The following is a 14966-nucleotide window of genomic DNA, read 5'->3' on the forward strand; positions in this document are numbered from 1 at the left end:
TAAGTTAGATTGTAGCCATTCTTTGCGTTCACGAGTGAGACGCTCGTGCGAGCGGGAGACTTTTTTTTAAGAACTGATAAAAAAACGCAAAGTCGGGAGACTTTGCGGAGCGGGGTTTTAGGCTTTCATTTTTTCCCATTCATTCAAAAGATATGTTTCTATTTCTTGTTTTAATTCTGTTTCATTATATCCTTTATTTAAATGTATACAACCTTGTCTATTACAACCACTATAAGGTTTCATTAAAGCCTCTGGATTGTGATTGTTACAATAGACTCTTAATTCAGAAATAAAAGGAAATTTGTTATAACTACTTATATACGCATTAAAACGATAAGTAACTTTGTTTTCAGAATCTACATATTTACTGTATTTTTTATGAAATATATTTTCAAGTTTGTTCGAATTATTAGGTTTCCGTCTTCTAATTGATTTAATTATTGAAACAATTAAATATAGCAAAATTAGAATTATTATAGTTGGACCTAATAATATTTTATAATTCCAGAGAACAAGAAAAGATTCTTTAATTGTTAAATCCGTTAGTTGGCTATATGTAAAGGAAATAAAGAATGCTCCAACAGATATTATTATTGCAGATATTACTTTACTCCATACAGGATCTTTCCATGAATTTTGTATCATTTTTTAGATTATTTGTGTTGTATGATTTCTGCTAACGTTTCGCGACTACACGTAAGTTGTGGGATTTCGAATCAGAGCATTCTTTGTTACCGCAAACGAAGTTATGAAAATAAAATGTTCAATTTACCGAAAGCAGCAATTGCATATAGCCGCTGTTATCTGTTGTTTTATTTTTTGCGTAATCTTACTTCCTTCATAATTTCAGGAATATCATCCCATTTATCGATCCAAATGGTTTTCACTCCAAAAGAAGTAGTATCTGATTCTTCGAATCTTTCAATAATTTCAATTAGAAATTTTACTGTTTCATCAAAATTTAGTTCAGCAGAAGATTTTTCCCCTAAAAGCTCTTTGTTTTCTTTAAGTAAACTTTGCAATTTAATTTTGACAATATCTTCCTTATGACGCATTTTAAAAATATAATGATTTCCTTCATTCTCGCCATTTTGTTTCTTTGCAATATCAAGTAACCTTCTAGTATTTGGATCAGTTAGTGAAGATCCAATAAAAAGACAATTCGAATCGCGAAATTTATTGATCTGAACTATATTATTCCAACTATAAATATCAATATATTGCTTATGATATACAAGTTCACCAAAAGTTATTTGATTTTGTTCAGTTAATTCCCCATTTTGTTGCAAAAATCCATGAACATGAAATATAGGTAAGTGGCCATCTGGGTTCATACCAATTCCATAAATTGGTTTATGCGGTACTTCAACACCAACGTTCACTAATCTTTGTTCTAATATATCATCGAAATTATATGTTATAATGCTATCTAAATTAGGACTTTTTCCTGGAGAAACACAAAAATTGATTATTTCATCCATTAATAGAGATTTCTTATTTATATCAATCTCAGCATATAAGACTTTTCTAACAGCATTTTCAAACGACAAATTTTTATCATCGTAAAATTTTTGTAGATATCTACCCGCGATTAATGGGCTAGGAGAAAAAACATTTGTGAAAAGTTTTGAGAGAACTGTTGACACATTCTGTTCTTTCTCAATTGTTGTAATCATCAGCTTTTGAAGTAGAGTATCCCAATTAGGTAAACCAAAACTCATCGAAACTCCCGCACCCAAAACAAAAACTAATTTTTCTTTCTCGTAATGTTCTATTAACTCTTTGACAATTTGTTTTCTAGAGATCGCTTTCGACTTAGGAAGGTTATTTATAAAATCAGATTTTGTTTTAGCATTATTCAATATTCGAAATGCCTCTTCAATTTTTTCTTTTGAAAGATATTCTGAAGATAATGTATAAGTTGTACTCATATTGTTATGTTTTAATATAGCAAGTTACTTGCTATATGTCGAAACAAACCTTTACTAATTATAATAAAATTTGGCTTTATTTTAGAAGTTTGTTTCATACTCTCTTTGGCAAAAATATCAATTTACCAATCTAAACAACCACGTACTTATACCTGATTATTCATTATGAAAACTAAACCCTTAGCCCCGAAGTGTCGGGAGGAAAATCCTTTTGTGATGGGGTTCACTACAAAAGATTGGAAGGAACAGCAGGAATAGCTTCAAATTAAAATTCCAATCCTTGTCGAGCTACTTACGGGGATTCCTCGTTCCTCGGAATGACAAACTGTACTTGTAGATTATGCTTATGGAATTTTTTAATCCATTCTGCGCATAGTGATTCGCCAATCTTTGTGGAGTTTCTAGTGTGGTCCTTCTCCCGAAGCCTCGGGATCAGGATGACAAAAAATGAGAGTAAAAAACTTTGCGACTTTGCTCCCGATAGCTATCGGGACTACGAGATTAATTCACAAACCAAAAAAAACCTTCGCGTCCCGAAGCCTCGGGACCGTGCTATCTTAGCGAATCTCTGCGAAACCTCCCAAAACAAAAAGAGGGCGGCACTAATAGCACCGCCCTCTTAGGAAAATTTTAATTTACATTCTAAAACCAAATCAAATTTTAGAATGCCGCATTCGAAGATGCGTACAGTTTTTGGTAATCACTAAACAGAAAGCAAAACGCAGGTTATTCGTTTATGATATCGCCTTCCTTAGTTTCTTCGCTGGCAATTTTTACCAGTTTGTCTTTGCGATTTAAGTCGCCAAATATTTCCATTTTATCGTCGATTTCTCTTCCTCTTTTTACATTCACTCTTGTGGCTTTGTGATCGATTACTTTAATTACAAAAGTACCTTCAGCAGAACTCACCAAAGCCGATTTCGGAATTACAAAAGTGCTGTCTTTCGCGTTAAGCGGTAATAGCACTTCGGCTACCATTCCGGGTAATAAATCTTTTTTAGTGTTTTGAACGTCCATTTCTACACGCTCCGAACGTAATTTTAAATCTAAAGCACCGGACATTCTTGTGATAGTTGCTTTAAAGGTTTCCGGCAATGATTTTACATTAAAACTCATTTCGTCGCCCGTGTGTAAATATCCCGTGTACAATTCCGGAACAGAAACCGCCAAACGCAATTTATCCTGCTGCTGAATCGTCAATAAAGGCAAATCTGAACCTTTTCCTGCCGGACCTACAAATGTTCCTAAATTCACGTTTCTTGCCGCTACAACACCATCAAACGGAGCACGGATTTCAAGATAACCTCTCATAATCGAAACTTCTTTGTGTCCCGCAACTGCAGCCTGATATTGTGCGTAGTCAGAGTTTTTCTTTCCGCTGGCCATTTCTAAATCATTTTTAGAAATGGTTCCTTCCACTTTGCTGGTTTCATACAAACGGTTGTAGGTACTTTTGCTCGTGGCGTAAATAGCTTCCATCGATTTTAATCTTGATTCGGCTGCAGCCAGTTGCGAACTGATTTCAGGAGCTTCTAAAACAATCAAAAGCTGTCCTTTTTTTACTTTTGAACCAATATCAACTTTAAGTAATTTTACAAAACTGCTTACTTTAGCATACAAATCTACTTGTTGAAAACCGGTTAATTCGGCCGGCAAACGCAATTCGGTTGTTAGTTTTTCTTTTTCTAACAGAAACGTTTCTGTTTTAGGTTCCAATTCTGCAACAGGCGCTTCTTCTTTCTTAGAATTACAACTGTTCAGGAAAAATAGTGCTGCAAAAAACAGCGCGCTATATTTTATAATTTTAGTGTTCATTTTTTGGTTTTATATAATTATTGTCTTGTTTAATAAAAAACGTAAAGAATAAAAGTGTATCAAAGTTTTTTTTCACCACGATTGGACTTTCAACTTTATGACTTTCAAACTTTCGACTTACTTAATGATGAGATATAATGGATGCTTTCTTCGTCTTCAGGATCTAAAGAAACCGATTGTGTCGTTGTATGTTCTTGTGCCCACGCAAAGATAAGTGGCAGGATTAGCAATACGGCAAAGGTCGAGAATAATAATCCGCCAATAACCGCTCTACCTAACGGAGAAACCTGATCGCCACCTTCGCCATGACCAATTGCCATTGGCAACATTCCGGCAATCATCGCCACCGAAGTCATGATAATTGGACGAAGACGCAGCGCCGCAGCTTCACGTGCCGACTCTAAGGCGTTTCCGTTTATTTTGCGCAATTGCTCGGCATTGGTAACCAATAAAACGGCATTCGCGATCGAAACCCCAACCGACATGATGATTCCCATATACGACTGTAAGTTTAGGGTTGAACCTGTAATAGTTAACATTAATAACGCTCCTAAAACTACCGCCGGAACGGTTGTTAAAATAACCAGCGAAACCTTGAAGGATTGGAAATTAGCGGCTAACATTAAGAAGATTACAAAAATGGCAACCAATAATCCTACTTGTAAACTACTTAATGTTTCTTCCAATACTTTACTTAAACCAATTGGAGAAATGAACAAACCACGTGGCAATTCTCCCAATGAGCTTATTGTTGCATTCACATCTTTAACCGCCGTCCCCAAATCAGTCTGGTTGATGTTTGCTGTAACAGTAATGTATGGCATAGCCCCTAAATTGTCATTTTCACCGCTTACAAAGCCGGGTGTAATTTTAGCAACGTCACTTAAAACCGGACGAAGCGAATTTTTCAATACCGGAATTTCTCCAATATCAGTTTTGCTTTTCATTTGGTTTAACGGAACCTGAACCTGAACGTTGTAGGACAATCCGGCTCTTTCGTCGATCCAGGTATTTTTCTCCGTATATCTTGAAGATGAGGTTGAAGCGACAAGCGATCTTGAAATATCATTCATATCCACACCCAATTCGGCAGCACGGGTTCTGTCAATATCAATATTCATTGCCGGATAGTGTATTGGCTGGCCAATTTGCACATCTCTGAAATAGGCTATTTTCTGTAGTTTGGCTACAATTTGATTTGCGTATAACTCATTTCGTTTTTTGTCTTTTCCTGCAATACGAACTTCAATTGGAGTAGGAGAACCCTGGCTCAAAACTTTGTCTGTCAATTCAATTGGCTCAAAAGAAAGTTTTACATCTGGTAATACTTTTTTAATTCGGGCTCTGAAATCATCTTTAAACTCGTCCATATCCACATGGTATTCTTTCAAACTCACCTGAAATACTGCTTCGTGTGAACCAGCCATGAACAAATAAATCGGGTTGATCGAGAACAACGACGGGTGTTGCCCCACATATACAGAGGAAATTCCGATATGTTCTTTACCCACCATTTTTTGTAATTCTTTCAATACAATAACAGCTTTTTCTTCGGTACGCTCTAAACGGGTTCCATCGGGAGCACGCATTCTTAGCTGAAACTGACTTGAATTTACTTTCGGGAAAACATCTTTTCCAATGAAAGTAATAAAGGTAACAGCCAAAATTGTAGCAGAAATAAGATAGACCAAAGCGGCTGTTTTTTTGTATGGAAACAATCGATCTAAAGTTCGCATAAAACGAATTCTGAAACGCTCGAAAGCGCCAATTTTTCCGTTTCCATCTGTATCGGTTCTTTCTACGTAATCTTTTTTCTGAGTGATCAGTTGTTTTTCAGATTCCGGCGTTAATCCACACTTATTAAATTCTGCTTCATCATCTGTAATTTCCGGACCATGTTCGTGTTTTGCATGTCCTTTCATCAACCAGTTGGCCATTACAGGCACAAAAGTTTGGGATAATAAAAACGAAATTACCATTGAGAATCCAATTGCTAAAGCCAACGGCAAGAACAACGCTCCGGGAATACCAACCATCGTAAATGCCGGAGCAAATACGGCCAGAATACAAAGTAAGATCAATAATTTTGGCAACGCAATTTCCTGACAGGCATCCCAAATGGCAAGTGCCTTGGGTTTTCCCATGTCGAGATGCTGGTGAATATTTTCGATTGTTACGGTACTTTCATCCACCAAAATTCCAATTGCCAAAGCCAGTCCGCTTAAAGACATTAAGTTGATGGTTTGCCCGAATAATTTCAGGAATAAAACTCCGGAAATAATCGAAATTGGAATGGTTAAGATTACGATCAAAGCCGCACGTCTGTCACCTAAGAATAATAAAACCATTAATCCGGTTAAAACCGCACCGATAATTCCTTCTGTAATTAAACTTTTAACCGAGTTGATTACATAAACCGACTGGTCAAATTCGTATGATAATTTTACGTCTTCCGGAAGTGTACTCTGAATTTTAGGCAATTCGGCTTTCAATTTCTGAACCACATCCCAGGTCGAAGCATCTCCGGCTTTTGCAATACTGATATAAACCGAACGTTTTCCGTTTACCAAAGCGTAACCCTGTGTAATATCGGCACCATCTTTTACGGTTGCCACATCGCCTAATTTTAAGTTTTGAACGCTTCCTTTAAACAACGGAATATTTTCAAAATCTTTAACTTCTTTAATCGTATTATTCGTTGGTGTAATATAATTGGTATTCCCCATTCTAACGTTTCCGGATGGAGCCGTCTGATTGTTGATACGAATCGCCTCCACAATTTGATCCGGTGTCATATTGTGCGAACGCAACAAATCCGGATCAACGTTAACCTCAATTGTTCTTGGGCTTCCGCCGAAAGGTGCCGGTGATAATAATCCGGGAATCGAAGTAAACGACGCACGAACGTAAACGTTGGCTAAATCCTGTAATTCATTGTTCGATCTGATTTTACTGCTCAAAACCAATTGCCCGATTGGCAACGAAGAAGCATCAAAACGAATGATAAACGGAGGCTGTGTTCCCGGAGGAAAAGCCGCCTGGATTCTGTTCGAAAGTGAACTCAGCTCGGCAGCAGCCTGAGCCATATTTGTGTTTTCATAATAGGTTAATTTCATAATCATTAACCCCTGAATATTCTTGGTTTCAACTGATTTTACACCGTTTGCAAAGGGTAAAATGTTGACATAAGTCTTGGCAAAATAAGCCTCCATCTGGTCTGGCGTATAACCTCCGAAAGGGTGCGCGATATAAATTACCGGCAAGTTCATTTTTGGTAAAATATCTACCTTAATGTCCTTGATGGCACCAATTCCGAAGAAAAATAAACCAGCCACCATAACTAATATGGAGATGGGTTTGCGGAGTGCAAAACGTATTAAATTCATTAGGCTTTATAATTAAAATTCATTTATAAATAAGTCGAAATTGCCTGTTGCGGCTACTTTTAGCAAATACGATTGCCACACATTGTTGTTGACGATATCACGGTCAATTTCGGCACGGTTTAACGTAAACATAGTTTGGGTCAAATCGGTTAAATCGGTTAATCCGTTTTTGTATAAAGTCGATTTTTGCAGGTAGGCTTTTTGAGCTGCATTCACCTGAATTGGCGCTTCGGCAAAATTCTCCAGCGTGATTTTTATTTTATCTTCGGCAAAACTCATTTGCGATTTTAATTCTCTGTCCGCCTGATTGTATTCTTCTTTCAAAGCCTGAGAAACGAATTTCTGAGCACTTACTTGTCTACTCATTCTAAACGGAGTGGTCAAATTCCAGCTGATTCCAATTCCGACCAAATAGTTAGAACGATCCGGATTTACGCCATCCCAATAATTTCTGGTGAAAGCTGTCTGATCCTGAACATAATTCGTATCAAAACCAGAAGCACGGGTTTGTAAAACACCAAATGCACTCATGGTTGGGTAATAAAAACGTTTGTATAATTTCGTTTGCTGATCGCTGTAATCAATTCTTGTTTTGTAATATTGAAGTAAAGGATGAAGGCTATCAGTAGTTTTTTCGGCTGTTAAAATGGCTTTCGGAATCTGATTCACAAACAAAGTGTCTGTTTTGAAATCCTGAGGCGCAACACCCATTAAATCGACTAGTTTATTGTTTTGTTCCTTGACGAAATTACGAGCCAGATTCAAAGAAATTTTAGCTTTTGAAACTTCGGCTGTAGCCAATGTAGAATCGACACCAGCCAATAATCCGTTTTTAACCCGGGCAACAGCTGTCTTTTTGAAAACTTCTGCGCGGCTTAAATTCTTTTGCTGAGAGATTAATAATCTTTGGCTTGCCAGTAGATTCAAATAAGCTGCAGAAATTTTGATTTCCTGTTGAAACATTTCCTGTTGCAAATCCTTTTCTTTAGCCTGAACATCAACTTTAGCCAAATTGATTTTTTCCTTTGCTTTTCCGAAAGTGAAAAAATCCCAGTTCATATTGACTAAATAAAGGGCACCAAAAGCGGAGTTCCAGTTTTGGTTTGGTAAAGCAGGACCTGAAGAAGCAGCGGCCAAACCATTTAATCCGTAAAGAGCACCATTTTGCCCGTTGATCGTTCCGTAATCCTGTTGAGCTGATAAGTTCAGATTCGGCAAGTAATCGCGTTTGGATTGTTTCAGCGTCTCGCGCGAGGCATTGGTGTAATTGCTTTTTGCCCGGATAGAACCGTAGTTTTCAAGACCTGTTTTTATCGCTTCTTTTAAAGACAAGGTTTGTGAATAACCAATTGAGGCAAAAATCAAGAAAAATAATAAAGTAATTTTTTTGAAATACATAAAACTCAAAGTGTGAAATTATATTCCAAAATTATTTCTCTTACGCGGATATAAGCCTTCTTAAATGATGTAATGCAATTAAAAATGACCAATTGAATTTGTCATTTATTGGGGATAATAATTAAATATTTGTGGTTAATTTGTAAACTATTTAAAAATTAAAATGAATAAAAAGTTTGATAACATATTGGATAACAAATGGTGGCAGGAGATTGCCGTCGTCGCATTTTCCTTTACCATATATACTTTAAAAAATGACTGGATGTTATTTAGTTCACTTACATCAGTCTTAATGGGCATTTTTTTCTATTTCATTCTCTATATGCACGCCCAGTTCAATCGTTTTTTTCTTCTTCCGATATTATTCAAAACCCAACGTCCTTTAACTTATATTTTTTTAACGCTTTTTGGAGTGTTCGTGTTTTCGCTAATTTTGTACGAGATCACAATGCTCGATATGTTCAGCAATTGCCGCTTGTATCAAAACTCGCATCAAAGAAGTTATGTGTATCAATTGGCCAGTGTTTTAGGAACTTTGGTTTGTATATTGAGTCCGATTATCGTTTTTAAATTCTACAGAATTCACAGAAAACAAACTGACGAAACATTATTGTTCAACCAAATGCAGTTGAATGCCTTAAAAGGGCAATTAAATCCACATTTTTTATTCAATACTTTCAATACGCTTTACGGAATCAGTTTAGAATTTCCGGAAAGAACGCCGGATTTGATTATGAAAGTGTCGCAATTGATGCGTTATCAATTGGAAAGTAACAACAAACAATGCGTATCTTTAGAAGATGAACTGGAATTTATAAACAGTTACGTCCAACTCGAAAAAGAACGTGTTGGATACCGTTGTGACATTACTTACGATTGTAAAATTGACAATGAAAATGCTTATAAAGTGTCGCCAATGTTGTTGATTGCTTTTATAGAAAATGCGTTTAAACACGGAACCTGCGCGATTGAAAAATGTTTTGTCCGCATTATTGTTACGGTCGAAAACGGTTTACTGCATTTGCATGTTGTAAATTCAATTCCTAATAAAAAAACAGATGTTGTTTCGACTAAAATCGGCTTGAAAAACACTATTGAACGTTTGAATTTACTTTACGGAAAAGACTATAAATTAAATATTCAGGACGATAAAAATACCTACATCGTAGACTTGAAATTACAACTGAAAAAGTTTGTGTAATGAAAGAAACCAAAAAATGCATTATTGTAGATGATGAGCCGGCGGCACATTATGTTTTGGCGAATTATATCAAACAAAATCCCGAATTGGAACTTGTTTTTCAGGGTTATAACGGAATCGAAGCGATGAATTACCTGCGTGAAAATAAAGTCGATTTGATGTTTCTGGATATTAATATGCCGGAGATTTCAGGAATGGAATTATTAAAGATTATTCCGAATCATCCTCATACTATTTTAACTACAGCTTATTCTGAATTTGCATTAGAAAGCTATGATTATGGCGTGATTGATTATCTTTTGAAACCGATTTATTTTCCGAGATTTTTGAAAGCGATAGACCGATTTTTTTCAACAGAAAATGCAAAAGTGAAAGAAGAGGAAGTAACTGTAAATTCGATCAGTGTAAAAGTGGATGGTTATTTTATGGATATTGAATTAGACCAGCTTTTATTCGCACAGAGTTTTGGGAATTACGTGAAACTGCACACAATTAAAAGAACGTATTTGGCCTCAATAACCACAAGCGAATTAGAAAAATGCCTGCCGGAAAAGAGTTTTATGCGCATTCATAAATCGTATATCGTTGCTTTGGATAAAATTGATGCTACGGAAAAGGACTTTGTGATCCTTAAAAATGAAAAACTCCCCATTGGGATTACCTATAAAAGAGAACTCTCTGATCGGATTAAAAAATAATGAATTGTTAGACGCAAGAAGCTAGATGCAAGAAGCAAGAGGCAGATGTCAGAGGCAAGATGGATGATGTAAAATTTAAGATTTAAAAAGAAATTAGACTTGCACAATTCACAATTCAAAAAAATACTGCTTACTAATTCAGTTATTTAAGGAAAAGCCTGTAGAAGATCAATTTTTCGCAGGCTTTTTTGATTTGTATATTTTTTATACCGAATTTTTTAGCATTTTTTGTTTCCAGACCGTCAGGTTTACGCCTTTAAAAATAAACCAAAGAGTCAATGATAATTCTGCAATAAAGCAGGGTAATAACAAGGCAAGATTAGAAAATTCTGGCGCAAGAATTAACGCAAAACTGTTTGTTACATAACACAAGCCTGCAATTGCCATCATGACTCCCAAAGCTTTTGGCAAATAACCCGATTTGAAGATCAAATAACCTTCGATAAGACAAACAAATGCAAAAAAGATCAATCCGATGGCAAATCCAAAATCGTGTAATTTAATAGACAAATACGATAAGGTATTCAGTTGATCGTGACTAAATGATTTTAAATATTCAGCATCTCCAAGGAAAAATAAAGCAGCCAGAAGATTTAGTTTGTTGAGGGCCAATACTGCGGTTTGAATTAAATTAAAAGATAAATTCAGTAAAGCCAGTTTTTTATTTATGGGTCTCAATAAGTAATACAAAAGAATCATAATAGGCAGGTCGAAAATGTGCATGATTAAATCGCCCGCAATTCCGATTCGCCATAGAAATTCTGAATGGATAATATTGTTGGCAGTCATAGTTGGATCTCCATAAACCAATAATTTATTCCGAACTAAAAGTTGTCCGAATATGCCGGCAATTATGATAATGAGATAGAGTATTCCGCCAATTCTGATATAAAGCTGAGGCGAATCTTCAAATTTTTTAAGGTTAAATTTCATAGTGGTTGGTAGTTTAAGGTAAGACGTATTAATTCTCAGTTTGTTACTGATTTTTTAACATTTTTTTAAAAGTGTATTTATACTTTTTAAAAATAAGCTTATGTGTAAAAAATATCTTTAAAATCTAGTTTTTGTTATAAAAAAAGTAGTAATTTTAATACGCTGATTTGATTGGTAAATTTAAAAAAATTGAAATCATGAAAAACGTATTTGTAGCTGTTTTCTTTTTATGCAGCGGCTTTTTGATGGCGCAGGAAGGAATTAATATGAAGGAGAAAATTACACCGCCTGAGAAAGTTTTATTCACTTTTCAGAAAGAATATCCAAATAAAGTACCCGTTTGGGCAATGGAATATGTGGGAGATGATAATGATGAAGTGCGATACGAAGCGAAATTCAAAACAGATACAAATGCCGAAGCGCTTGCCGTTTATGACAATTTGGGTGTTTTAAAAGCTTACGAATTACAGATTCCGTTAAGTCAGTTGCCAGCAAAAGCACAGGCTTATCTGAAGAAAAATTATCCACCAAAAGCCATTCGTGAAATTGCGGTTGTAGTAGATTATAAAAACAAAACAACCTATGAAGTTATAGTAGAAAAAGATGCCAGATTTTATGATGTAGTCTTCGATAACAACGGCGGTTTTGATGTCATTATAGAGAAAAATTAAAATACGCTTGCTTACTAATTCAAATATATTTAAAACGACAAACCCGATAGAGATTAAAAATCTATCGGGTTTTGTTTTTTAAATTATAAAACTGTTAGGTTTCATTTATTGAAGGAATTGTCATTTCACTTTTTACCATTTACAATTAACCATTCATAATTCACAATTATTAAAGATTCATTCCTCCAGAAACTTCAATACGCTGCGCATTTATCCAGCGCGCGTCTTCAGTACATAGAAAAGCAACAACACCGCCAATATCGTCTGGTAAACCAACTCTTCCTAAAGCAGTTACTGATGCAATTTGTTGATTCATTTGTTCGTTGTCGCGAACAACACCTCCGCCAAAATCAGTTTCGATGGCACCCGGAGCTACAACATTGGCTCTTATTTTTCTTTCACCTAATTCTTTTGCCTGATATTTGGTTAAAGTTTCGATAGCGCCTTTCATAGAAGCATAAGCCGCATAACCAGGGAAAGAAAATCTCGCCAAACCAGTTGAAATATTTACGATTCCGCCGCCGTCATTCATTACATTCAATGCTTTTTGAGTTAAGAAAAACGGTCCCTTGAACTGAATATTGGTCAATTGATCAAATTCAGCTTCTGTAGTTCCGATAAAAGAATTATGAATTCCGATTCCGGCATTGTTTACCAGGAAATCAAATCTATCAGTTTTAAAAGTACTTTTTAATGTTGTTGAAACACTTCCGAAGAAAGAATCAAAAGTACCTGAATCCGCTACGTTTAATTGAAGTGAAGCTGCTTTCTGACCTAAGTTTTCGATTTCTTTTACTACTGAGTCAGCTTCTTCTTTTTTACTGTTGTAGGTAATGATGACGTCAATTCCTTTTTTTGCAATTGCGATTGCCATATTTTTCCCTAAACCTCTGCTGCCGCCTGTTACTAAGGCGATTTTTGTATTTATTGCCATTTTTATATAATGTTTATTGTTGATTGTTATTGGTGAAATGTAAGATGCAAGAAGTAAGATGTTTTACGATTTACATCATATCTTTTTTCTTGCTTCTTGCATCTTATGAATGTAATGCCTCAAATGAAGCTTTTAATTCCGGGACACTTGCGTTTAGTCTGGTTTCACTGGTGCCGAAAGTAAGCTCGTTTCTGCCTTGTTTTAATTGCTCAAAAATTGAAACAATAAAGTCGGCCACACTTGGATGCGCATCATGTAAGCCTGTGCCGCCAAGATCTGTATTCAAAGCAGGTGGAATGATTTCAATTACTTCAATGTTTTTTGCTTTTAAAATATGACGAAGTGAAAGCGTAAACGAACGGAAAAAAGCTTTTGTAGCCGAATAAACCGGAACTTTTGCAAAAGGCGAAAAGGCCAATCCGGAAGTTACATTCATTACTGTTGTAAGCGATTTTAACTGAATAAATAACGAAGTTAAATGCAAAGGCGCTTCGATATTAGTATTAAGCTCTGTTTTCATGCTCTCGTAGAAATCAGCATCGGTAACAGAAACCCATTTCTGAATTCCGGCATTGTTGATTAATACATTTAAATCAGGGTGATTTTCTGTAATCCATTCGTATAGTGCGATGCGCTCTTTTTCATCTGATAAGTCACATACTTTTGTAATTACGCTTGGAAATTTTGCTTTAACTTCATTTAAAACAGATTCTCTTCTTCCGCAGATAATTACGGTATTATTTTCCTGAATAAAGCGTTCAGTCAGGCCAAGTCCAATGCCGCTTGCACCGCCTGTTATTAAAATTTTGTTGTTTGCTAAGTTCATCTTTTTGATCTTTTAAATTGATAAGACAAAGGTAGGAGCAAAGCAGCGTTGGGGAATTGTAAATTTCAAACCGAAGTTTGCGAAATTCAAATCAGAAATAATAAATTCCAATTTTTAAAACTCCAAATTCCAAATTGGGAAACTTTAAACTTGAAACCTGAAACAAAAATCAACTTCGGAATGCTAAAGGCGTAAAAGAAGTTTGTTTTTTAAAGAAATTAGAAAAATGCGCTAGTTCTTCAAAACCTAGAGAAAAAGCAATTTCAGAAATGTTCCAGTCGGTTTGTTTTAAAAGGATTTTGGCTTCGTTTATCAAACGTGTGCTAATTAATTCGGTTGTGGTTTTTCCGGTATTTTCTTTTAAAACCTTATTCAAATGATTCACATGAACGGATAATCTTTCTGCAAAGTCCTTGGCCGTTCTTAGTTCTAATCGCTGATGCGGAGATTCAATAGGGAATTGCCTTTCTAATAATTCGGCAAATAAAGAAGAAACTCTCGCAGCCGAATTATGTTTGGAATAAAGTGCAGTTATAGGTTGTAATTTCTGCCCAAAGTGAATTAACTCGGCAACATAATTTCGGATCAAATCGTATTTATAGATATAATCTGAATTGATTTCTTTTTGTATTTTGTTGAAAATCAATTCAACTTCGACAACTTCTTCATTGGTAAGCTGAAAAATCGGATACCCGTCAGAAGCAAAAATGGGAAGATCATCCAAATCAATTCCGCTTTTATTTTTGGATAAAAACTCGCTTGTAAAAACACAAAATTGCCCGGATTGATTGGTGTCTTGCGGTATATAATTATACGGGATTTTAGGCGTAGCAAATAAAAGTCCCTGCTTTTCGATTTCAATTATTTTATCAGCATATTCAGATCTGTTTTTGCCTCGTATCAAACTTATTTTGTAGTAAGCTCTTCTGTCATAAGGCATAGCTGATTTTCCCTGCATTCTCTCCAGCAGTTCTTTAATGTCAAATACATTAAAATGACCAATTTCTTTTTTGATGTCGTTGGGTAATAAGGAACTTGGTTCAATAGAGGTGCCTTTGGTAATATCCTGGTAAAATGAATCTAGGGATTTCATATGCTTGAATTGTAAAATTCAAATATACGAAAAATTGATTTTAGTTTCAGGTTTCAGGTTTTCTTTGTTTCAGGTTCTTT

12 protein-coding genes are annotated in these 14966 nt (G+C 35.4%); 3 read left to right on the plus strand and 9 right to left on the minus strand.

Translation table 11 applies throughout. The features are described from left to right. Positions 1–117: 117 nt before the first annotated feature. The 5 genes from IHE43_RS11770 to IHE43_RS11790 all read right to left on the minus strand — a co-directional run bounded on the left by IHE43_RS11770 (position 118) and on the right by IHE43_RS11790 (position 8530). Complete coding sequence (locus IHE43_RS11770) at positions 118–645, minus strand: hypothetical protein (protein ID WP_192188098.1); 528 nt, start codon at positions 643–645, stop codon at positions 118–120. 167 nt (positions 646–812) lie between these two features. Then, complete coding sequence (locus tag IHE43_RS11775; RefSeq protein WP_192188099.1) at positions 813–1931, minus strand: SIR2 family protein; 1119 nt, start codon at positions 1929–1931, stop codon at positions 813–815. Positions 1932–2657: 726 nt separating this feature from the next. Beyond that, positions 2658–3746: an efflux RND transporter periplasmic adaptor subunit gene (locus IHE43_RS11780; RefSeq protein ID WP_192188100.1), complete on the minus strand. Its 1089-nt coding sequence runs from the start codon at positions 3744–3746 to the stop codon at positions 2658–2660. Between the two features lie 104 nt (positions 3747–3850). Next, positions 3851–7132 carry an efflux RND transporter permease subunit gene (locus IHE43_RS11785; protein WP_192188101.1) on the minus strand — a complete coding sequence of 1094 codons (3282 nt, stop codon included), beginning with the start codon at positions 7130–7132 and terminating at the stop codon, positions 3851–3853. A 12-nt stretch (positions 7133–7144) separates the two neighbouring features. Beyond that, complete coding sequence (locus IHE43_RS11790; protein ID WP_192188102.1) at positions 7145–8530, minus strand: TolC family protein; 1386 nt, start codon at positions 8528–8530, stop codon at positions 7145–7147. Positions 8531–8693: 163 nt separating this feature from the next. Here IHE43_RS11790 and IHE43_RS11795 point away from each other — a divergent pair, with 163 nt between their 5' ends. Continuing rightward, positions 8694–9731: a sensor histidine kinase gene (locus IHE43_RS11795; protein ID WP_192188103.1), complete on the plus strand. Its 1038-nt coding sequence runs from the start codon at positions 8694–8696 to the stop codon at positions 9729–9731. Beyond that, entirely contained in the window at positions 9731–10429 is a 699-nt protein-coding gene (locus tag IHE43_RS11800; RefSeq protein ID WP_192188104.1) for a LytTR family DNA-binding domain-containing protein, read from the plus strand. The genes IHE43_RS11795 and IHE43_RS11800 overlap by 1 nt, the downstream gene beginning before the upstream one ends. 204 nt (positions 10430–10633) lie before the next feature. Here IHE43_RS11800 and IHE43_RS11805 read toward each other — a convergent pair whose 3' ends face one another. Continuing rightward, a complete protein-coding gene (locus IHE43_RS11805; protein ID WP_192188105.1) occupies positions 10634–11362 on the minus strand; it encodes a DUF4386 domain-containing protein in 729 nt (242 codons plus the stop codon). Positions 11363–11559: 197 nt separating this feature from the next. Between IHE43_RS11805 and IHE43_RS11810 the strand changes: the two genes are divergently transcribed. Beyond that, positions 11560–12033 carry a PepSY-like domain-containing protein gene (locus IHE43_RS11810; RefSeq protein ID WP_192188106.1) on the plus strand — a complete coding sequence of 158 codons (474 nt, stop codon included), beginning with the start codon at positions 11560–11562 and terminating at the stop codon, positions 12031–12033. Positions 12034–12202: 169 nt separating this feature from the next. Here IHE43_RS11810 and IHE43_RS11815 read toward each other — a convergent pair whose 3' ends face one another. The 3 genes from IHE43_RS11815 to IHE43_RS11825 form a co-directional block, all read right to left on the minus strand. Beyond that, positions 12203–12967 carry an SDR family NAD(P)-dependent oxidoreductase gene (locus IHE43_RS11815; protein ID WP_192188107.1) on the minus strand — a complete coding sequence of 255 codons (765 nt, stop codon included), beginning with the start codon at positions 12965–12967 and terminating at the stop codon, positions 12203–12205. Positions 12968–13070: 103 nt separating this feature from the next. After that, a complete protein-coding gene (locus tag IHE43_RS11820; RefSeq protein ID WP_192188108.1) occupies positions 13071–13793 on the minus strand; it encodes an SDR family oxidoreductase in 723 nt (240 codons plus the stop codon). Between the two features lie 169 nt (positions 13794–13962). Next, positions 13963–14886 carry an AraC family transcriptional regulator gene (locus IHE43_RS11825; protein WP_192188109.1) on the minus strand — a complete coding sequence of 308 codons (924 nt, stop codon included), beginning with the start codon at positions 14884–14886 and terminating at the stop codon, positions 13963–13965. Positions 14887–14966 lie beyond the last annotated feature (80 nt).

The organism is Flavobacterium sp. MDT1-60 (assembly GCF_014844035.1).
Lineage (GTDB): Bacteria > Bacteroidota > Bacteroidia > Flavobacteriales > Flavobacteriaceae > Flavobacterium.